The 18,644-nt window shown below is 66.4% G+C and carries 20 protein-coding genes; 12 read left to right on the forward strand and 8 right to left on the reverse strand.

From position 1 onward, the window contains the following. Positions 1 to 65: 65 nt before the first annotated feature. Positions 66 to 1,019: an ABC transporter ATP-binding protein gene (locus tag ACP97_RS11610; RefSeq protein WP_049997970.1), complete on the forward strand. Its 954-nt coding sequence runs from the start codon at positions 66 to 68 to the stop codon at positions 1,017 to 1,019. Beyond that, complete coding sequence (locus ACP97_RS11615; RefSeq protein ID WP_049997971.1) at positions 1,016 to 1,855, forward strand: ABC transporter permease; 840 nt, start codon at positions 1,016 to 1,018, stop codon at positions 1,853 to 1,855. Before ACP97_RS11610 ends, ACP97_RS11615 begins: the two co-directional genes overlap by 4 nt. 15 nt (positions 1,856 to 1,870) lie before the next feature. Here ACP97_RS11615 and ligA read toward each other — a convergent pair whose 3' ends face one another. Continuing rightward, complete coding sequence (ligA, locus tag ACP97_RS11620; RefSeq protein ID WP_049997972.1) at positions 1,871 to 4,000, reverse strand: NAD-dependent DNA ligase LigA; 2,130 nt, start codon at positions 3,998 to 4,000, stop codon at positions 1,871 to 1,873. A 118-nt stretch (positions 4,001 to 4,118) separates the two neighbouring features. Here ligA and ACP97_RS11625 point away from each other — a divergent pair, with 118 nt between their 5' ends. Then, positions 4,119 to 5,288: a pyridoxal-phosphate-dependent aminotransferase family protein gene (locus ACP97_RS11625; RefSeq protein WP_049997973.1), complete on the forward strand. Its 1,170-nt coding sequence runs from the start codon at positions 4,119 to 4,121 to the stop codon at positions 5,286 to 5,288. A gap of 1 nt (position 5,289) precedes the next feature. Here ACP97_RS11625 and ACP97_RS11630 read toward each other — a convergent pair whose 3' ends face one another. After that, a complete protein-coding gene (locus tag ACP97_RS11630; RefSeq protein WP_049997974.1) occupies positions 5,290 to 5,763 on the reverse strand; it encodes a hypothetical protein in 474 nt (157 codons plus the stop codon). 125 nt (positions 5,764 to 5,888) lie between these two features. Between ACP97_RS11630 and ACP97_RS11635 the strand changes: the two genes are divergently transcribed. From ACP97_RS11635 to metX, 3 genes are all read left to right on the forward strand, one after another. Beyond that, the gene (locus ACP97_RS11635; RefSeq protein ID WP_049997975.1) at positions 5,889 to 6,371 is read left to right on the forward strand and encodes a peroxiredoxin family protein; all 483 of its coding nucleotides are present in this window, start codon (positions 5,889 to 5,891) and stop codon (positions 6,369 to 6,371) included. Between the two features lie 168 nt (positions 6,372 to 6,539). After that, positions 6,540 to 7,823, forward strand: a complete 1,284-nt coding sequence (locus tag ACP97_RS11640) for an O-acetylhomoserine aminocarboxypropyltransferase/cysteine synthase family protein (RefSeq protein WP_049998497.1) — start codon at positions 6,540 to 6,542, stop codon at positions 7,821 to 7,823. Next, positions 7,820 to 9,031 (forward strand): homoserine O-acetyltransferase MetX, encoded by a 1,212-nt coding sequence (gene metX / locus ACP97_RS11645; protein WP_049997976.1) that lies wholly within the window; start codon positions 7,820 to 7,822, stop codon positions 9,029 to 9,031. The genes ACP97_RS11640 and metX overlap by 4 nt, the downstream gene beginning before the upstream one ends. Positions 9,032 to 9,033: 2 nt before the next feature. On the opposite strand, the gene serB is transcribed toward metX, so the two are convergent. Continuing rightward, positions 9,034 to 9,666 (reverse strand): phosphoserine phosphatase SerB, encoded by a 633-nt coding sequence (serB, locus tag ACP97_RS11650; protein WP_049997977.1) that lies wholly within the window; start codon positions 9,664 to 9,666, stop codon positions 9,034 to 9,036. A 115-nt stretch (positions 9,667 to 9,781) separates the two neighbouring features. Between serB and ACP97_RS11655 the strand changes: the two genes are divergently transcribed. From ACP97_RS11655 to ACP97_RS11670, 4 genes are read left to right on the forward strand one after another with little or no spacing between them, the layout of a single operon-like run. Next, entirely contained in the window at positions 9,782 to 10,171 is a 390-nt protein-coding gene (locus tag ACP97_RS11655) for a hypothetical protein (RefSeq protein ID WP_049997978.1), read from the forward strand. Positions 10,172 to 10,230: 59 nt separating this feature from the next. Further along, complete coding sequence (gene serA / locus ACP97_RS11660) at positions 10,231 to 11,823, forward strand: phosphoglycerate dehydrogenase (protein WP_049997979.1); 1,593 nt, start codon at positions 10,231 to 10,233, stop codon at positions 11,821 to 11,823. 50 nt (positions 11,824 to 11,873) lie between these two features. Beyond that, on the forward strand, positions 11,874 to 13,436 hold the full coding sequence (locus ACP97_RS11665) for a Na+/H+ antiporter NhaC family protein (protein ID WP_049997980.1): 1,563 nt from the start codon (positions 11,874 to 11,876) through the stop codon (positions 13,434 to 13,436). Continuing rightward, positions 13,433 to 13,699, forward strand: coding sequence for a DUF7513 family protein (locus tag ACP97_RS11670; protein WP_049997981.1), 267 nt, complete (start codon positions 13,433 to 13,435; stop codon positions 13,697 to 13,699). The genes ACP97_RS11665 and ACP97_RS11670 overlap by 4 nt, the downstream gene beginning before the upstream one ends. A gap of 6 nt (positions 13,700 to 13,705) precedes the next feature. On the opposite strand, the gene thrC is transcribed toward ACP97_RS11670, so the two are convergent. Continuing rightward, positions 13,706 to 14,959 (reverse strand): threonine synthase, encoded by a 1,254-nt coding sequence (gene thrC, locus ACP97_RS11675; RefSeq protein WP_049997982.1) that lies wholly within the window; start codon positions 14,957 to 14,959, stop codon positions 13,706 to 13,708. Between the two features lie 89 nt (positions 14,960 to 15,048). On the opposite strand from thrC, the gene ACP97_RS11680 reads away from it, so the two are divergent. After that, positions 15,049 to 16,158: a S1C family serine protease gene (locus ACP97_RS11680; protein ID WP_049997983.1), complete on the forward strand. Its 1,110-nt coding sequence runs from the start codon at positions 15,049 to 15,051 to the stop codon at positions 16,156 to 16,158. 6 nt (positions 16,159 to 16,164) lie between these two features. Here the strand turns inward: ACP97_RS11680 and ACP97_RS11685 are convergent, their stop codons facing one another. Then, a complete protein-coding gene (locus ACP97_RS11685) occupies positions 16,165 to 16,557 on the reverse strand; it encodes a helix-turn-helix domain-containing protein (protein WP_049997984.1) in 393 nt (130 codons plus the stop codon). Positions 16,558 to 16,679: 122 nt separating this feature from the next. Between ACP97_RS11685 and ACP97_RS11690 the strand changes: the two genes are divergently transcribed. Then, positions 16,680 to 17,153 carry a hypothetical protein gene (locus ACP97_RS11690; RefSeq protein ID WP_049997985.1) on the forward strand — a complete coding sequence of 158 codons (474 nt, stop codon included), beginning with the start codon at positions 16,680 to 16,682 and terminating at the stop codon, positions 17,151 to 17,153. Between the two features lie 51 nt (positions 17,154 to 17,204). Here ACP97_RS11690 and ACP97_RS11695 read toward each other — a convergent pair whose 3' ends face one another. From ACP97_RS11695 to ACP97_RS11705, 3 genes are all read right to left on the reverse strand, one after another. Further along, complete coding sequence (locus tag ACP97_RS11695; protein WP_079977636.1) at positions 17,205 to 17,918, reverse strand: YbhB/YbcL family Raf kinase inhibitor-like protein; 714 nt, start codon at positions 17,916 to 17,918, stop codon at positions 17,205 to 17,207. Between the two features lie 128 nt (positions 17,919 to 18,046). Next, a complete protein-coding gene (locus ACP97_RS11700) occupies positions 18,047 to 18,355 on the reverse strand; it encodes a hypothetical protein (protein WP_202593603.1) in 309 nt (102 codons plus the stop codon). Then, positions 18,352 to 18,639, reverse strand: a complete 288-nt coding sequence (locus ACP97_RS11705; protein ID WP_049997987.1) for a winged helix-turn-helix domain-containing protein — start codon at positions 18,637 to 18,639, stop codon at positions 18,352 to 18,354. The genes ACP97_RS11700 and ACP97_RS11705 overlap by 4 nt, the downstream gene beginning before the upstream one ends. Positions 18,640 to 18,644: the final 5 nt, after the last annotated feature.

Raw genomic sequence — 18,644 nt, forward strand, 5'->3', positions numbered from 1 at the left:
CTCTCGATGGAGCCTGGGACGAGCGAAGGGGAAAGCCCATAATCCGGACTCGAAAACACCCCCACATGGCAGCCATCGAACTCGACGGGGTGACGAAGCGCTACGGCGACGGGTCCGGCCTTCCGGGGCGCTCGACCGCTCCCGTCGAGGCGCTCTCGAACCTCGATCTCGCGGTCGCCGAGGGCGACATCTACGGCTTTCTGGGTCCCAACGGGGCGGGGAAGTCGACGACGATCAACGTGCTGCTCGATTTCATCCGGCCGACGGCGGGGAGCGCGCACGTGCTCGGTCTCGACGTCCAGCAGGACAGCAAGCGGGTCCGCGAGCGCGTCGGCGTGCTTCCTGAAGGGTTTTCGCCCTACGACCGCCTGACCGGCCGCCAGCACCTTGATTTCGCCATCGAATCCAAGGACACGGACGACGACCCGACCGCGATCGCCGAGCGAGTGGGAATCGCCGACGCACTCGACCGGAAAGCGGGTGGGTACTCGAAGGGGATGGCCCAACGCCTCGTCCTCGGGATGGCACTGGTCGGCGAGCCGGACCTCCTCATCCTCGACGAACCCTCGACGGGACTGGACCCGAACGGCGCACGCGAGATGCGCGATATCGTGCGCGCCGAGCGCGACCGTGGCGCGACGGTGTTCTTTTCGAGCCACGTCCTCGGACAGGTCGAGTCGGTCTGTGACCGGGTCGGCATCCTTCAGGATGGAGAGCTCGTCGCCGAGGACACCGTCGAAGGGCTGCGCGAGGCGGCCGGCGGCGAGACCGCTCTCACAGTCGAGGTCGAACGGCTTCCCGAGGAGGCGGTGGCGGCGGTCCGCGCGCTCGACGGCGTCTCGACGGTCCGGACGGACGAAACGCGGCTGACCGTCGACTGTGCGGACGGCGCGAAGACCACCGTATTGTCGACACTCGAAGACAACGGCGCGCCGGTGGCCGATTTCGACACGACGGGGGCCTCACTGGAGGAGGTCTTTGCGAGCTACACCACCGGGGAGCGGGAGGTCCGCGCGTGAGCGCGCTCGCCGTCGCACGGAAGGACTTTCAGGACGCGATCCGCTCACGGGTGCTGCTCGGGTTGACAGGGCTGTTCGTGCTGTTCGTCGCGGGCGCGTCGTACTTCTTCGCGCGGATCCAGCCGGGACCGGGCGGTGGCGACCCCACAGCCTTGGTACTCCTCTTTTCGTTGCTCGCGCCCGCAGGCCTGCTCGTGCCGATACTCGGGCTGGCGCTCGGCTACAAGGCCGTCGCCGGCGAGCGCGAGAGCGGCCGCATCAAGCTCCTGCTCTCACTCCCTCACTCTCGCCTCGACGTTGTTCTCGGGAAGGCACTCGGCCGCACTGGTGTCCTCGTCGTACCGATCATCGTCGGCTTCGCGGTCGGCGCAGCCGTGATCTTCTGGCAGTCGAGTCGCTTCACGCCCGCGAACTATCTCGCGTTCGCGTTCGTGACCGTCCTGCTCGGGCTGGCTTACATCGCCATCGGGGTCGCGGTCTCGGCGGCGACGACCTCGACGTTTCGGGCACTCATCGGCGGCGTCTCGCTGCTGGTCGTCTTGGAGTTCCTCTGGCGGCAGGTGCTCCTCGCCGTCGTCTATCTCGTGAACGGTCTCAGCCTTCCTCAACAACGGCCCGGCGACTGGTACTACTTCCTGCAGAACCTCCCGCCCGGCAGCGCCTACGACAGCGCCGCACGGTCGCTACTGCCCGAGAACCCGACGACGCTCGCCATCACGGGCCAGACTCCCGACGCGTTCTACCTCCAAGACTGGTTCGGGTTCGTGCTTCTCGCCCTCTGGATCATCGTCCCGCTCGCGCTCGGTTACCTGCGCTTCGAGCGCACCGACCTCTGAGTTCCAGACCGTTCTCTAGACCTCGATGTCGTGCTCGTCCAGTAGTTCTACGAACTCTCCTTCGGTGAGTTCAGGTACGTCCTCCTGTTCGGCGTCCTCGCGTTTGGTCTGGCCCGGACTTTCGCCGACCACGAGGTAGTCGGTGTTGCTCGAGACGCTGCCTGTACTGTTCGCGCCGTGCTCCCCGACGAGACTTTCGGCTTCCTCGCGCGTCAGTGCCGACAGCCCGCCGGTGAACACGAACGTCTCGCCGGCGAGTTCGTCGCTCCGTTCCCGTTCGACTGATTCGGGTTCGACGCCGCGCTCGCGCAGGCTGGCGACGGTCTCCCTGTTTTGCTCGCTGTCGAAGAAGTCCCGAATCTCGCTGGCGACCCGCGGCCCGATGTCCGGCACTTCGCGGAGGTCTTCCTCGCTCGCGTCCATCACTCCATCGAGGGTACCGAACTCGCGGGCGAGGCTCTCGGCAGTCGTCGATCCGACCTCGGGCACGCCGAGCGCGGTGAGAAACTCCGCTAGTGGGGGCTCCTTCGCCGCGTCGAGTTCGGCACGGAGGTTTGCGGCGCTCTTTGCGCCCCAGCCATCCAACTGTGCGAGGTCCGCCTCCCGCAGATCGTAGAGGTCGGGAATCGATTCAACGAGACCGGCGTCCAACAACTGGTCGATGCGCTCCTCGCCTAGCCCTTCGATGTCGAGGCCCCCGCGGCTGGCGTAGTGTTCGAGCGCGCGCTGGAGCTGTGCCGGGCAGGCGATTCCCCCTGTGCAGAACGCGAGCGGGCCGTCGCGCTCGATTGAACTCTCGCAGACCGGACAGGTTTGGGGGAACTCGAAGACCCCCTTGCCGCCGTCCTCGACCACCTCGACGACGTAGGGAATCACGTCACCCGCGCGCTGTAGGCGCACCCGGTCGCCGGTATTCACGCCCAGCTCCTCGATCTCGCCAGGGTTGTGCAGCGTCGCCCGCGAGACCTCGACACCACCGACCTCGACGGGGTCGAGCAGCGCGACCGGCGTCGCCCGTCCCGTGCGACCGATCTGCACCGTGATGTCGGTGACGTTTGTGACTTCGCTTCGCGCGGGGAACTTGTAGGCGTACGCCCAGCGCGGGGCACGCGAAGTGGTTCCCAGCCGCTCGCAGTCGGCGAGGTCGTTGACCTTGAACACCGTCCCGTCGATCTCGTAGTTCAGGTCCTCGCGGGCCTCGCCCAACCGATCGCGGTAGTCGATGGCCGCCTCGATGTCCGGGGCGACCTCTGTTCGGTCGTTGACGGGGAGACCCCACTCGGGCAATTTTCGATACTGTTCTCGGTGACTGTCGAACCCGTAACTCGTTTCGAGCACGCCGAAGAAGAAACAGGCGAGGGGGCGCTCGGCGGTGATTGCGGGGTCGAGCTGGCGGAGGGTTCCGGCGGCCGCGTTTCTCGGGTTCGCAAACGGGTCGTCGCCGCGCTCGACGCGCTCGCGGTTGTGCTCGGCGAAGGCGTCGCGCGGCATGTAGACCTCGCCGCGCACCGCGAGGAATTCGGGATGGTCCCCACGCAGGCGCTGTGGAATCGACCGGATGGTGCGGACGTTCTGGGTCACGTCGTCGCCCTCGCGGCCGTCCCCGCGGGTCGCGGCGCGCTCGTAGACTCCATCCTCGTAGATGACCTCGATGGACAGCCCGTCGAACTTCGGCTCGCAGACGTACTCGACGTCGGGACCATCCTCGCCCTCGTCGGACTCGAAATCCGCGAGCGACTGCTGGCCGCCTCCCTCCCTGAGTTCGCGCCGGACTCGTTCGTCGAACTCACGGACTTCCTCCGGGTCGCCGCTGGAGTCGATGGAGAGCATCGGCGCGACGTGTTCGACGGTCGAAAGCTCATCGAGCGGTTCGCCGCCGATGCGCTGTGTTGGACTGTTCTCGGTGACGAGGTCGAACGCCTTCTCCAGTTCTTCGAGCCGGGAAAACAGCGCGTCGTAGGCCCGATCCGCGATTCCGGAGTCGGCTTCGACGTAGTAGCGGCGGTCGTGCTGGCGGATGGCCTCGCGCAACCGCTCGGCCTGCTCGCGGGCCTGCGCCTCGTCGAGCGCATCGGGGTCCGCGAACTCCGTCGGTGGGTCGTGGAGATAGGGGTTGTCCGCGTCCGCAGCGTCTGGTGTCGTCATTTGCTCGGGCTACTTCCGCACTCCGCTTAGATGGTTCGTCTCGCCGTGGCCGTCGTCGGCTGTGGCAAGTACGGGCGACAACGCCGACGTTTATGTGAGCTGAGACGGACATGCGGCCATGAGCGACAACTTTCTCCTGTTGAACCCCGGGCCGGTGCCGATCACCGATGCGGTCCGCGAGGCGATGGACGCGCCGATGGTCTCACACCGCTCGACTGAGTTCGAAGCGACCTACGAACGCGCTCAAGAGGGATTGGAGTACGTCTTCGAGCGCTCGACGCCACACGAGGAATCGACCAGCGCCGGCGGTACCGGTCTCGTTCTCAACGGGACGGCGACGATGGGGATGGAGGCTGCCGTCGCCAACCTCGTCGGCGAGGGCGACGAGGTGGTTGCGCTCGTCAACGGGAAGTTCGGCCGGCGGTTCAAACGCATCGCCGAGCGCTACGCACAGGTCGACCCGATCGAGGTCGAGTGGGGTGACTCGTTCGACCTCCCGACGGTCGCCGAGCACGTCACCGACGACACCGACCTCGTGACGATGGTCCACAACGAAACCTCGACTGGCGTCCTGAACCCCGTCAAGGAGGTCGGCGAGATAGCAGAAGAAAACGACGCATGCTTCGTCGTCGACGGCGTCACTTCCATCGGCGGCGACGTCTTCCGCGTCGACGACTGGAACGTCGACGTCGCCATCACCGATGCCCAGAAAGCGCTCGCCGCGCCACCCGGAGTCAGCGCGCTGTACGTGGCCGACCGCGCGGTCGACCACCTCGACGGCGAGCGCGCACCGTTTTACAGCGATCTGGAGTGGCACCTCCGGAAGGCAGCACAGAACCAGACGCCGTTCACGAGCGCCGTCCCGCTCTTCCGCGCGCTCGCGGTCGCCGTCGAGGAAATCGAAGCCGAGGGAATGGAGACCCGTATCGAACGCCACCGCCGACAGGCCGCCGCCTTCCGCGCCGGCTTTTCGGCGATGGGTCTCGAAAAATTCCCGTCACTCGACGACGCCAGCGAGTACTCGAACACCGTCACGGCAATCACCCTGCCCGACGAGATTCGCGAGACCCCGGAGGAGTTCTTCGACGCCGTCGGGGAGCGAAACGTCTCCATCAGCGGCGGACAGGCTCATCTCGGCGGGAAGATCTTCCGGGTGAGCAACATGGGCCACCTCGCCGACGAGCAGGTGCTTCGGGGCGTCGAGACGGTCGGCGAGGCACTCTCCGAGGCGGGCTACGACGCCGACTCCGCGGCGGGCCGCGACGCCGCGCGCGCGGAACTGGACTGACCTACTCCTCGCTTGCGTCCTCGACTTCGATTTCGGTCCAGTCGCTGCCCGTGGGTTCGGTCGCGCCGAACGCCGCGGTCGTTCCCCCGACCGCATCGCCGATTCCCTCGCCGAGACGGTCGAACCCGTCGCCGTCGCTGATGGTGCGGACCTGTTCGGCGAGCGCATCGATATCGACGTTCTCGACGAGCGCCACCGCGGCCGCCTCGCCGACCCGACCGCCGACCTCGCTGCCGGCCGATTCCTTCACGACGCGGCCGAGTATGCCGCTGCTGCTCGCACCCTTGGCGGCCGTCCGTCCGACGAGCGCGCCGAGGGCTCTGCCCAGTCGTTCGTACTCGACGGCGTCGTCGAGCGCCGCACCGTCGGCGAGCGCCTCGACGTCGACGCCCTCCAGCAGTTCCTTGATGGTGTCGCCCGCGAAGTACGCCGCCATCCCGCGCTCGATCGCCTCCTCGGGGGTGTCGTCTGCCATTGGGTGTTGCTGAAGCGGCCCACGCATATGACTGTTCCCAGCACACGCAACCGAAGGCGGCGCGGGTCTGTGCGAACGCCGCACAGTCGAGCGGGGTTTATCCGGCTGGTTCTCCTTCGCTAGCCGTGAGCAACGAATCGACTTCCGCACCCGATTTCACCCTCCCGAGCACCGCCGGTGGCGAGGTCACTCTCTCCGACACCCTCGAATCCGGTCCCACGATCGTCCTCGTCAACCGTGGCTACTGGTGTAGTTTCTGTGCCGAACAGTTGGGCACGTTCGACGATGTCGCCTACGACCTCTGGTTCAACGACGGCGTGGACGTCCTCCCCGTGGTCACGAGCGACCGCGAGAAACTCGTCGAGATGCGCGACCGCTTCGAGTTCGACTTCCAGTTGCTCGCCGACCCGGACGGCGAGGTCGCGGAACAGTACAGCGGCACCGAGCAGACGAGCCACGGGCTGACGGGCGTCGTCGGCACCTACGTTATTGATGGTGACGGCGAGATCCGATACGAACAGGTCGCCGACGGTCTCACCGACCGCACCTACGGCAACTGGGTCCGCTATTTCATCCGCAACGACTTCGAAGACCCCTTCGGCGACTGAGGCGGCCGTCGTCGTAACGTTCCGCGCTGAATCCGCCGCCTGATTCTCTCCGAATTTCGACCGTCCTCCACGGCCGCACGTTTCGACTGTCCACCTATCGGAATCGTCGACGGCGAGATTTGCCGTAACTCGTGGTTATAGATGGTCGGCGATATATGCACCACGTACATGACCGACGCAGCAGGGCGCGGGTTCGGCACGCGCTGTGTCCACGCCGGACAGCGCCCGGACACGGCAACTGGTTCCCGCGCGCCGCCGCTCTATCAGACGACTTCCTACACCTTCGAGGACGCCGACCGCGCCGCGGACCTCTACGCGCTCGACGCCGAGGGTGACGTCTATTCGCGCATCTCGAATCCCACCGTCAGAACGCTCGAAGATCGCCTCACGGACCTCGAAAACGGCGTGGGAGCACTCTGTACCGCTTCCGGGATGGCCGCCCTCGACGCCGCGACGCTGGTGCTCGCCAACGTGGGCGACAACGTGGTGAGCGCTGCCTCGATTTATGGGGGCACGCACGCCTACCTCTCACACACCGCCCGCAGGCGCGGCATCGAGGCGCGGTTCGTCGACACACTCGATCCCGATGCGTACGCCGACGCCATCGACGAGAACACCGCCTACGTCCATTGCGAGACGATTGGAAATCCGTCGCTCGTCACGCCGGACATCGAAGCGATCGCCGACGTGGCCCACGACCACGGCGTGCCCCTGCTCGTGGACAACACCTTCGCCACGCCCGCGCTCTGTCGCCCGCTCGACCACGGCGCGGACCTCGTCTGGGAATCGACCACGAAGTGGCTCCACGGCTCGGGAACCACCGTCGGTGGCGCGCTCGTCGACGGCGGCTCGTTCCCGTGGAGCGACTACCCCGAGAAATACCCCGAAATCGGCGGCGAGAACCCGGCCTTCCACGGGCTGAACTTCACCGAAGAGTTCGGTGAGCGCGCGTTCACCGCCGCCGCCCGCCAGCGCGCCCTGCGGAGCCTCGGCGACGGCCAGTCGCCGTTCGACGCGTGGCTCACCCTCCAAGGGCTGGAAACCCTCCATCTCCGAATGGAGCGCCACGCCGAGAACGCCCTCCGGGTCGCCGAGTATCTCGATAGCCACGACTCGGTCGCGTGGGTCGCCTATCCTGGACTGGAGGATCACGAGACCCACGCGAACGCCAGCGAGTACCTCGACGGCGGGTTCGGCGGCATGATAGCCTTCGGTCTCGATGGTGGATACGAGGCCGGCAAGCGCCTCTGCGAGGACGTCGAACTCGCCAGTTTCCTGGCGAACGTCGGCGACGCGAAGACGCTCGTGATCCATCCGGCGAGCACGACTCACGCACAGCTCTCGGAGGCCGACCAGCGCGCGTCGGGCGTGACACCCGACCTCGTGCGGCTCTCGGTCGGTATCGAAAATGCTCAGGACATCATCGCCGACTTGGAGGCAGCCATCCGATGACGACGCGCGAAACCCGCTCTGTGGGCCAGTTCACCTTCGAGTGTGGCGAGTCCATCCCGGACCTCGAACTCGCCTACGAGACCCACGGCGAGTTCACCGGCGACAACGCCATCCTCGTCTGTCACGCGCTCACCGGGAGTCATCACGTCGCCAGCGGCGGTCGTGAATCGGGCTGGACGGCCGAGACCGACGGCCAGGCCCGCGCGTGGTGGGACGGCATCGTGGGTCCCGGCAAGGCCATCGACACCACCGAATACTTCACGGTCTGTGTGAACGTTCCCGGCTCCTGTTATGGCTCCTCGGGACCCGCTTCGACGAATCCCGAGACCGGCGACCCCTATGGGACCGACTTCCCGCCGGTCACAGTCACTGACTGGACGCGCGCCCAACGCCGTCTGCTCGATGACCTCGGTATCTCCGAACTCGAAGCGGTCGTCGGGGGGAGCGTCGGGGGCATGAACGTGCTCGAATGGATAAAACGGTATCCCGAGCGCGTTGAGCGCGCCATCCCTATCGCGGCCGCTGCGCGCCTCGACGCCCAGTGTGTCGCGCTCGACGGCATCGCCCGCCGAGCCATCACGACCGACGCGAACTGGGCGGGCGGCGATTACTATGGAGGAGACGAACCGGACGACGGCCTGGCGCTCGCACGCCAACTCGGCCACCTGATGTATCTCTCGAAGGAGTCGATGGCACGGAAGTTCGGCCGGCGGGCCGCCGGCCGCGGCGCCGCCCGCGACGACTTCCCCGTCGACCCCGCGGCGGGATTTTTCCCCTACCGTGATGTCGAGTCGTATCTCGATTACAACGCCGGCAAATTCGTCGAGCGCTTCGACGCGAACAGCTATCTCTATCTCACGCGCGCGATGGACGACTACGACCTCGCCGCCAGCTGTGGCTCCGACGCGGACGCACTCGCCGCCTTCAACGGTGAAGTGCTCGTGATGAGTTTTACTGGTGACTGGCATTTCACGACCGAGCAATCCGAATCGCTCGCCGAGGCGTGCCGCACGGCGGGTGTCGACGTCGCCCATCATATCATTGACTCCGACCACGGCCACGACGCCTTCCTCGTCGAACCCGGCAACGTCGGCCCACCCATCACGGATTTCCTCGCCCACGGCACCGCTGGCCGCGCGATAACGGACACGCGAAGTCGAGGCAACGAGGAGTTCGCACCCGTCCACACCAGCCTATTCGGCGACTGATCTCAGTCGAGCCGCTCGGCGAGCAGTTCCTGTAACTCTGCCATCGAGGTCACCACGGTATCACAGTGTGGTTCGACTGCGGGTTTCGGCTCGTAGCCCACGGCGAAACCCGCTGCGCGGAGCATCGGCAGGTCGTTCGCGCCGTCGCCGACGGCGACCATCTCTTCGATGGCGACGCCAGCGTTGTCCGCCACCGCCCGGAGCGCGTCGTCTTTGGTTCCCTCGACGAGCGGGCCGGATACGTCGCCGCTGAGTTCGCTTTCTTCGAATTCGAGCTGGTTGGCGACGATGGTATCCACGGGGGTATCGGTCCGTGCGAGCACGCTCTCGACACCCCGGCCGAACCCACCAGTGATGATCGCCGTCACGACGCCGGCGTCGTTCAGTTCGTGAATCACATCGCTCGCCCCGGGGCGAAGTTCGACGCTCTCGAAGGCCGCCTCGCATCCCTCGACCGACAATCCCTCCAGCAGCGCGACCCGCTCGCGCAGGCTCTCGGCGTACTCGATCTCGTCGTTCATCGCCCGTTCGGTGATTGTGGCCATCTCCTCGGCGACGCCACACTGTTCGCCGAGTAGCACGCTCATCTCCGAGTCCGAGAGCGTCCCGTCGAAGTCGAATGCGACCAGTTTCATGTCCGACTCTCGGCGTGTGGGGGTTCAAAACGTTCGCATCCGTGGCCGCTATTCACGTTCCCGTTGGCTCGTCGTTTACACAAAATTTATGACTGGATAGCCTCCGGATTTTCGTATGGCGGAGCACGACTCGTTGTACGCGCGGTTCAAGGCCGACGTGTTCTCGTCGTCGTCGATGGTGATCCTCGTCGCCGCGGTGTTCGCGCTCGTCGGGGCGTACGCCACGCAGGCGTGGACCGCCGGGGCGGTTTCCGGTGTTGGCGCGCTGCTGGGCGTCGGCATCGGCGTTCCGTCGTTGTACGACGAGTGGAACACCGATATCGCCGCCAGGAAAGCATTCATCTGGGCAGTTCTCGCAAGCGCCGTCGCGCTCGGCGTCTACGCGCTCGCGTTCGTCGGTCTCACACGGCTCGGGGTCGGCGCGGGTCTCGGCGACGCGCTCGCCGGCGGGGCGACGGTCGCGCTGGCCATCGCCTACGCGCTCTATCGGACACACGTCGCGTAGCGGCCGGCGAGTCGTGCCAGTGAAGAAAGCGTTAACCTTCCTGCGTCGGAGGGTTCGCCATGAAGGTACTCGTCACGGACCCCATCGCCGAGCCGGGTCTCGCGCGCCTGCGCGAGGCCGGCCACACGGTCGCAACGGCCTACGACGCCGAGGGCGACGCCCTCTTCGAGGCTATCGCCGACGCCAATGCCTTGGTCGTGCGCTCGGGTACGGAGGTCACCGCAGAACTGCTCGACGCCGCCCCCGACCTCACCATCGTCGGCCGGGCGGGCATCGGGGTGGACAACATCGACATCGACGCCGCCACCGAGCAGGGAGTGATCGTCGCCAACGCCCCCGAGGGCAACGTCCGCGCGGCCGCCGAACACACCGCCGCCATGACCTTCGCCGCCGCGCGCTCGATCCCGCAGGCCCACGCCCGTCTCAAGGCCGGTGAGTGGGCCAAGGGCGACTATCTGGGCACGGAACTCGATGGCGCGACGCTCGGGGTCGTCGGTTTCGGCCGCGTCGGCCAGGAAGTCGCCAAAAAGCTCGACGGTCTCGGAATGAATCTCGTCGCCTACGATCCCTACATCTCCGAGGAGCGCGCCGCGAACCTCGGGGCGAAACTCGTCGACCTCGACGACTGTCTCGCGCGCGCGGACGTCCTGACGATGCACACGCCGCTGACGCCCGAGACGGAGGATCTCATTGGCGAGGAGGAGTTGGAGCGCCTCGGTGGTGGCTATCTCGTCAACTGCGCGCGCGGCGGCGTCGTCGACGAACGCGCGCTCGCGGCCGCCGTCGACGACGGCACGCTCGCGGGCGCGGCCATCGACGTCTTCGCCGACGAACCGCTCGACGCCGACAGCCCACTTCTGCGTGTCGAGGACGTGATCGTGACGCCGCATCTCGGCGCGAGCACGCATGCCGCACAAAAGAACGTCGCCACCGACATCGCCGACCAGATCCTGTCGGCCTTCCGTGGCGAGCCGGTGATGAACGCGCTCAACGCGCCCTCGATGGACGCGAGCGCGTTCCCGCGCGTTGAGCCGTATCTCGACATCGCCTCCACGGCGGGCAAGATCGCCACGCAGTTGCTTGACGGGCGCGTCGAGGGGGTCGAGGTCACCTACGCCGGCGACATCGCGAGTGAGGAGGTCGACCTCGTGACCGCGAGCGCCCTTCAAGGGGTCTTCGAACCGCTCGAATGGCAAGTCAACGCCGTGAACGCCCCACAGATCGCCGAAGAACGCGGCATCGACGTGACCGAGTCGAAGACCCACACTGCCGAGGACTTCCAGAGTCTGGTGACCGTCACGGTGCGCAACGGCGATACCGAGATCGGCGTCTGCGGGACGCTGTTCGCCGGCGAGGACCCCCGTATCGTCCGTATCGACGGCTTTCGGGTGGATGCGATTCCGTCGGGGCACATGCTCGTCGCGCGCAACGAGGACACGCCCGGTCTCATCGGCTTTATTGGAACCGTGCTGGGCGATGCGAACGTCAACATCGCGGGCATGTTCAACGCCCGCGAGACCATCGGCGGCGAGGCGCTGTCGGTCTACAACCTCGACGAACCCGTCACTGAAGAGCTGCGCGGGCAGTTGGAGGGCGACGAGCGCGTCATCGCCACCACGTACATCGCGCTCAACGGCACCGACGGCGAGTAATCGGGCGGGACCATAACTATATAGTGGTGGTTCGGTGTAGAGTCTGAGATATGAGTACCGACGGGGGCGACGACCCAGCCGAGGAGTACGGCGAGGGTCTGGCCGACGGCGACGACGACCGAAGCATCGAGTTCTACGGCGGGCGGTGGATGAGTGCGCTCCCACTGGCGATCTTCGTCGTCTGGGCGGTCTTCCAAAGTGGCGTGCTTCAGATCGGCGACACCACGGGGCTGGTCGCGGGCATGCTCGTCGCCCTCATTGTTGGGATGCTGTTCGCAAAGGGCGACTGGAAGCAGTACGCCAACACCATCTTCGAGGGGATGACCCAACCCGTGGCGGCGACGGCCATCGTCGCGTGGCTCTGGGCCGGCATGTTCGCCGACACCCTCCAAGTAGGGGGATTCGTCGACGGTCTCATCTGGGCGGCGACCGCGCTCAACATCGGTGCGGCGCTGTTCCCGGCGGCGGCGTTCGTTCTTGCAGGGTTGCTCGCAACCGGCATCGGCACCGGGTATGGTACTGTCGTCGCGTTCACGACCCTCTTCTTCCCGGCGGGCGTCCTGTTGGGAGCGAATCCCGTCCTCACCTTCGGAGCCATCCTCTCGGGGGCGGTCTTCGGCGACAACCTCGCCCCCGTGAGCGACACGACCATCGTCAGCGCCGTCACGCAGAACTCCGACATCGGCGGCGTGGTCTCCTCACGATTCAAGTACGCCATCGTCGCGGCGGTGCTCTCGCTGGTGGGATACATCGTCGCCGGGAGCACGATGGGCGGTCTCGACATCGCCCGACAGGCCGGCGGACTGCTCGCCGAGAACAGCAATCCACTGGGACTCGTCCACCTCCTCTCGGTCGCGGTCGTCATCGGCACGGCGATTCAGGGTCGCCACATCGTCGAGGCCATCTCGTGGGGGCTCATCGTCTCCGTGATACTGAGTCTCTTCACGGGACTGGCGAGCGTGAGCGACGTGCTCGTCTTTCAGGCCCCGCAGACCTCCGGCATCGCCCAGTCGCTGTCCGTGCTGCCGTTCATCGAACTCGTTCCGAGCGCCGAGACGGCCGTCGGCGGCAGCCTCTACTCCGGTGCGAGCGGCTTCTTCCCGCTGATCGTCCTCACACTCCTCATCGTCGCGGGTGCACAAATTCTGGTCCGAGGCGGCGGGTTCGAGGCGATGCAGGACCTCCTGCTCGGGTCGGTCGCCACGAGCGTCCGGCGTGCGGAACTGACGATGGTCCTCGGCACCGCTGGCGTCAACGCGATGATAACCATCAACACCGCCGCCGAAATCGCTATCGCTCCCTACATCGCCCGCATCGGCGAGCGCTTCAATATCAACGGCTACCGTCGTGCGAACATCCTCGACGCGAACACCTCCGCGCTCGGCTACATCTTCCCGTGGGGTGGCGGCCTGCTCGCGGGCTACACGGCCATGCTGGGATTGCCTGAACAGTACGATTGGTTCACCCAGTCGATGCTCGTCAATCCGGCGCAGGTCTGGCCGTTCGTCTTCCACGGCTGGCTGCTCTTTTTCGTCTTCATCCTCGCTGCCATCACGGGCTTCGGGCTCGAATACACGTCCGACCGCGAGACGGGTGAGGTGGCGCGGGTATGAGCCGTCTCGATGCCTTCCGGAAGGGACTCACGCTCCGGACGAACAAACCGATCTTCGAACCGGGTACGGAGTTCAAGGCGTTCGTCACCGGCTACGAGGGCGAGACGGCGCTCGTGCGCCTCGGCGACAGCATCCTCCGGGTTCCGGACGCCCCGGCAGGACTGCTCGACACGCAGGTAAACATCCGTGTCGAGGAGTTCGACGACAACGACCACACCGGGCGGGCGACAGTGCTCGAAGAACCCGGCGGCCGGTCGTCCTGAATCCGGTTACCCGTCCAGATGGTCGAGCACCGCCTCGGTGTCGTTCGGTACCGATTCGGGCTCCGACCCCGCGGCGGCGGCCGCATCGGGGTCTTTCAGCAGATGGCCGGTCGTCAGACAGACCACGTCTTCATCACTACCGACGACGCCCGACATCCGGAGTTTCCGCAGGCCGGCGACGCTCGCCGCCGAAGCGGGTTCGACGCCGATCCCCTCCTCGGCGAGCGCGCGCTGGGCGTCGGTGATTTCGGTATCCGAGACCGAGATGGTCGTGCCGTCGGTTTCCCGGATGCCGGGGATTGCTTTCGGCGCGTTCACGGGATTGCCGATGCGGATGGCCGTCGCGCGCGTCTCGACCGAGTCCCAGCGCTCGGTGTCGTCCCATCCTTCCTCGACGGCCTCGACCATCGGCGCGGCTCCCTCGGCCTGCACGCCGGTGAGCTTCGGCACCTCCTCTTCGGCGAGTGCCCCTGACGCGACGAGTTCGCGGAAGGCCTTGTAGAGCGCGGCGGTGTTGCCGGCGTTCCCGACGGGCAGGACGATGCGGTCGGGAAATCGGTCGTACTCGTCCCGAAAGGCTTCGAGAATCTCGAAGCCGATGGTCTTCTGGCCCTCCAGCCGGAAGGGGTTCAGCGAGTTCAGGAGGTAGGCCTCGCCGCGGTCGGCGAGGTCGCTCACGATGTCGAGACACGAATCGAAGTTGCCGTCGACTTCGAGGATGCGCGCGCCGTGGAGGGCCGCCTGTGCGACTTTGCCGGCCGCGACCTTTCCGTCGGGGAGCAAGACGAGCGTTTCGAGACCCGCCCGCCCGCCGTACGCGGCGAGCGCCGCGCTCGTGTTGCCCGTAGAGGCACACGCCAGCCGCGAAACGCCGAGTTCCTCGGCGACGCGCACCCCGACGGTCATGCCTCTGTCCTTGAAACTCCCCGTGGGGTTCATCCCCTCGTGTTTGATCCTGAGACTCCGAACACCCATCTCGGATTCGAGCCGCGGGACTCTGTGGAGGGGCGTGTCGCCTTCGGGTAGCGAAACCCCCTGTTCGAACGGCAGCGCCGCGGCGTAGCGCCAGACACCACGGCCCGCGAAACCCTCGAAGGTCGGATAGCTCTCGTAACGCGCTTCGAGCAGGCCCTCACACTCGGGACAGCGATATACGGGAGTATCGAACGGCGCGAGTTCGTGTCCGCAGTCGATACAGGCGAGCCAGACGCCGTTTTCCGCGCACGCGGGTGTGGTTGCGGCGAGGTCGAGGTCGGGCATGCGTGGGGCAGGCGCGGCGCGGGCAAAAGTGGGCTGGTCGAGACAGTCGCAAGCGTGGTGTTTACCCACGTGTGGGCGAACGTCCGGCCATGAGCCCCCAGCGGACGACGCGACGGCGCTACCTCGGCGCGCTCTCGGCGACGCTCGGCGCTTCACTCGCGGGCTGTTCGGGCGTGTTGGGCAGCGAGAACACGACGACGGACTCGGAGACGACGACCGCAGGGACCGAGACGCAAGCGGGGAACGCGACCACGGCGAACGGGAACGAATCGCCGAGTCCGTACACGCGGGTCTACCGCGAGGCCATCGACTCGGTCGTGCTCGTCCGCGTCACCGGCCGATCGGGTGGCGGACAGGGGTCGGGGTTCGTCTTTCGCGGCACCCACATCGTCACGAACGCCCACGTCGTCAGTGGTGCGAGCACGGTCGAGGTCCGGTTTTCGCGCGGCCAGTGGCGCTCGGCGTCGGTCGCCGGGGTGGACCCGTCGAGCGACCTCGCGGTCGTCGCAGTCGAGAACCCACCGAGATACGCGAAGCCGCTCCCGCTGGTCGCAAACGAACCCGCAATCGGTACCGAGGTGGTCGCCATCGGCAACCCCTACGGGTTCGAGGGATCGATCACCTCGGGGCTGGTCAGCGGGGTGAACCGCTCGATTCCCGCCCCGAATGGCTACACGATCCCCGACGCGATCCAGACCGGCGCGCCGGTCAATCCCGGTAACTCGGGCGGACCGCTCGTGAACCTCGATGGCCGCGTGGTCGGCGTCATCAGTTCTGGTGGTGGCGACAACCTCGCGTTCGCCATCTCGGCGGCGCTCGTCGGGCGAGTGATACCAACACTCATCGAAAACGGCGAGTACGATCACGCCTACATGGGTATCGGGCTGGCGACCGTCACGCCGGAGATCGCCGAACGGGTGGGTCTCGACCGTGCCCGTGGCGTGCTCGTCCGCGAGGTGGTGTCGGACGGACCATCGGCCGGCACGCTCAGGCAGGGTGACGTCATCGTCGGTCTCGGTGGGAAGCGAATCGACGGCCGCCAGCGGCTCTCGTCGTATCTCGCCCTGCGGGCTTCGCCGGGCGAGACGGTCGACGTGACGGTGCTCCGTGGCGGGAACCGTCGGACGCTCTCGCTCACGCTCGGCACGCGGCCCGACCGGCCCGGCGCGTTCGGACGCACGCCCGGTTCGGGATCGTAGTAGCACCTAATCGAGTGCCTCGTCGTCGAACTCGTCGATGCGCGAGTGGACGTAGGCGGTCCACTCGTCGAGGGTGTCGTGCATCAGCTCCTTGGCCTCGGGCAGCGGCGTCGCGGTGTACTGATAGATGTGGCCACCGCCGTCGAGCAGTCGCCGGCCGCGTTCTGCAAGCCCTTTCTCGCGCAGGGTCGACAGGGATCGATTGACGTTCGAGCGGTCGCGCTCTAGCTCCGCGGCGAGTTCCTCGACGGTGCTTCCCGGGCGGTCACAGAGCACCTGATAGGTCCTTGTCTCGTGGCGCTGGATGCCGAACACACAGACCATCACTTCCTCGAAGCCCGGTTCGGAATCGAGCATGAGGTCGCGAAAGCGCTGTGGGTCCGGGTCGGTCTCGACCATGCGAGCCGTTCGGCGGCTCGGAAAATAAACCCGGCCCTGCGGTCGTGTGTGGCCCGCGCCAATGCGTGTGCCATACCAACACGAGACACGGTTATCCCGGCCCGTTTCCTATCGCCTCGTGTATGAGCCAAGAAACTCGCACCGAAACGACGGCGGCGACCGGAACTGCACTCAGCGACTGGCAGGCGGGTGTCGTCGGCGGACTGGTCGGCGGCGCGGCGATGGGCGTGATGATTTCGATGATGATGCCGCCGGTCATCGAGATGGCGATTCCGGCGCTCTATGGGTTACAGGGCGGACTCGCCGGCTGGGTCGTCCACATGGCTCACAGCGCGATCCTGGGAGTGGTGTTCGTGGCGATAGCGACCACCACCGGACTCGGGAGCGGCGTCGGCCGGTCGGCGGTCGCCGGGTTGGTCTACGGGATCGTTCTCTGGGCCGTGCTCGCGGCGCTCGTGATGCCGATCTGGCTCGGGGCTCTCGGCTTCGCCGGTGCACCGCCGTTCCCGAACTTCGCGCTCCCTGGAAGCCTGCCGGCACACGCCGTCTACGGCCTGCTTCTCGGTGCGGTCGTTCCGTTCGTCAACGGTCGCTGAATCGTCGGCCATGTTCGCCGGGAGATCGCGAAACACACGAACCGGACCCCGTTATCCGCGCTCGAAGGTTCCACGGAGAAAGGTCCGTCCGATTTCGACCGTATCGATTGCTTCGTCGACCGCGGCACGCTCCGCACCAGCCTCGACGCCGAGGGGCGATTCGAGTGCACTTAACCGGAATCGGTAGGTGTGCGGCCCGTCGCCCTCCGGCGGACACGGTCCCGTATAGCCGGTGCCACCGGCCTCGTTCGTTCCCTGCAGCGCGCCGTCGAGCGCTGAAACCGTCCCGTTTTGCGGGACGTTCGCGGGGAGTTCTGTCGTGTCCGGCGGAAGGTTCCAGAGCAGCCAGTGGGTGAACGGCTGCGCCCCGGCGTCCGGGTCGTCGACGACGAGCGCGAGCGCTTCGGTGCTCGCGGGCACGCCATCGATGGCGAGCGGCGGGGAGACGTTCGCCCCCGAACAGGTGAACCGCTGTGGGATGGTCTCGCCGGCATCGAACGCCGTCGAGGTGAGGCCCAACGACGCTCCCGCCGCGGTCGTGGCCGCAGTCCCTCGACCGCCACCGTTTCGGGTGGTTTCGGTGGGGCCGTTCTGACTTTCCGGCTGTCCGCCACTTCGAGTGGTTTCGGTGGATTGGCTACCAGTATTTTCGGATCGATCGCTCCCGTCAGTCCCGGTTTCGCTGTCGTCCGATTGGTTCCCCGCACAACCCGCGAGGGCGGCGAATCCGGTCGCCGTTGCGAGGAGATACCGCCGGCGATGCATATCGACGACAGGGACGCGGCGTATATGATTTGTCGGGTGGCGAACCCCCGTCATTTCCGGACCGCCCAGAAAACCGTTGCGGCGTCGGTGGACGAATCCCGACGGTGTTCGCCGGTCGTCGACGTCCGTCACTTCACGGTTACGTAGGTCAAGAACACGAGCGCCACCGTTTGAAGCACCCGCATGACGGTCACCACCTGCTGTACCGCCGGATCCATCGTGTACAGTGCTTGCATGGTGAGGAAATAATAGAGCGAAACGGCGTTTTCGAGGAGCAACACCGCGCCGAACGCGATGAGACCGAGCAGCAGCCCTGTGCGGAACGTCCGGTAGTTGCGAACCCAGACGGCCGTGAGGGTGACCAGCAGGAACACGCTCACGGCCGAGAAGGCACTCGCAACGAGCATCGTATCGCTCAGCAGTATCGTTTGGGTCATTGCGTATCTATTTCGACGTGTTTCGCTATCCGCTCAAACTCCTCGCCGTGCTGCTCGAAGCGCTCGGTGAGAAAGAACAGCGTGGCGTAGTCGTTTCCGCCCCGTTCGACGACACCGTGGTCCGCGAGCATGTCGAGATAGTGGCGGGCGGTGCTGTAGGCGACGTCGAGGTCCGTTGCGAGCTGGCTCGCGTTCTTCGGGCGCTCGGCCAGCGACCGGACGACACGGACGCGGTTCGCCCCGCCGCGCGTCGCCGTGAACAGATACCACAGCGCCTTTTCCATCGTCG

Origin of the sequence: Halococcus sediminicola (assembly GCF_000755245.1) — an archaeon.
GTDB classification, from domain to species: domain Archaea; phylum Halobacteriota; class Halobacteria; order Halobacteriales; family Halococcaceae; genus Halococcus; species Halococcus sediminicola.

Coding starts and splice junctions, on each gene's coding strand:
- ACP97_RS11610 (WP_049997970.1), top strand. CDS start 66: ATGGCAGCCATCGAACTCGACGGGGTGACGAAGCGCTACGGCGACGGG.
- ligA (WP_049997972.1), bottom strand. CDS start 4,000: ATGACGACACCAGACGCTGCGGACGCGGACAACCCCTATCTCCACGAC.
- ACP97_RS11625 (WP_049997973.1), top strand. CDS start 4,119: ATGAGCGACAACTTTCTCCTGTTGAACCCCGGGCCGGTGCCGATCACC.
- ACP97_RS11630 (WP_049997974.1), bottom strand. CDS start 5,763: ATGGCAGACGACACCCCCGAGGAGGCGATCGAGCGCGGGATGGCGGCG.
- ACP97_RS11640 (WP_049998497.1), top strand. CDS start 6,540: ATGACCGACGCAGCAGGGCGCGGGTTCGGCACGCGCTGTGTCCACGCC.
- metX (WP_049997976.1), top strand. CDS start 7,820: ATGACGACGCGCGAAACCCGCTCTGTGGGCCAGTTCACCTTCGAGTGT.
- serB (WP_049997977.1), bottom strand. CDS start 9,666: ATGAAACTGGTCGCATTCGACTTCGACGGGACGCTCTCGGACTCGGAG.
- ACP97_RS11655 (WP_049997978.1), top strand. CDS start 9,782: ATGGCGGAGCACGACTCGTTGTACGCGCGGTTCAAGGCCGACGTGTTC.
- serA (WP_049997979.1), top strand. CDS start 10,231: ATGAAGGTACTCGTCACGGACCCCATCGCCGAGCCGGGTCTCGCGCGC.
- ACP97_RS11665 (WP_049997980.1), top strand. CDS start 11,874: ATGAGTACCGACGGGGGCGACGACCCAGCCGAGGAGTACGGCGAGGGT.
- ACP97_RS11670 (WP_049997981.1), top strand. CDS start 13,433: ATGAGCCGTCTCGATGCCTTCCGGAAGGGACTCACGCTCCGGACGAAC.
- thrC (WP_049997982.1), bottom strand. CDS start 14,959: ATGCCCGACCTCGACCTCGCCGCAACCACACCCGCGTGCGCGGAAAAC.
- ACP97_RS11680 (WP_049997983.1), top strand. CDS start 15,049: ATGAGCCCCCAGCGGACGACGCGACGGCGCTACCTCGGCGCGCTCTCG.
- ACP97_RS11685 (WP_049997984.1), bottom strand. CDS start 16,557: ATGGTCGAGACCGACCCGGACCCACAGCGCTTTCGCGACCTCATGCTC.
- ACP97_RS11690 (WP_049997985.1), top strand. CDS start 16,680: ATGAGCCAAGAAACTCGCACCGAAACGACGGCGGCGACCGGAACTGCA.
- ACP97_RS11695 (WP_079977636.1), bottom strand. CDS start 17,918: ATGCATCGCCGGCGGTATCTCCTCGCAACGGCGACCGGATTCGCCGCC.
- ACP97_RS11700 (WP_202593603.1), bottom strand. CDS start 18,355: ATGACCCAAACGATACTGCTGAGCGATACGATGCTCGTTGCGAGTGCC.
- ACP97_RS11705 (WP_049997987.1), bottom strand. CDS start 18,639: ATGGAAAAGGCGCTGTGGTATCTGTTCACGGCGACGCGCGGCGGGGCG.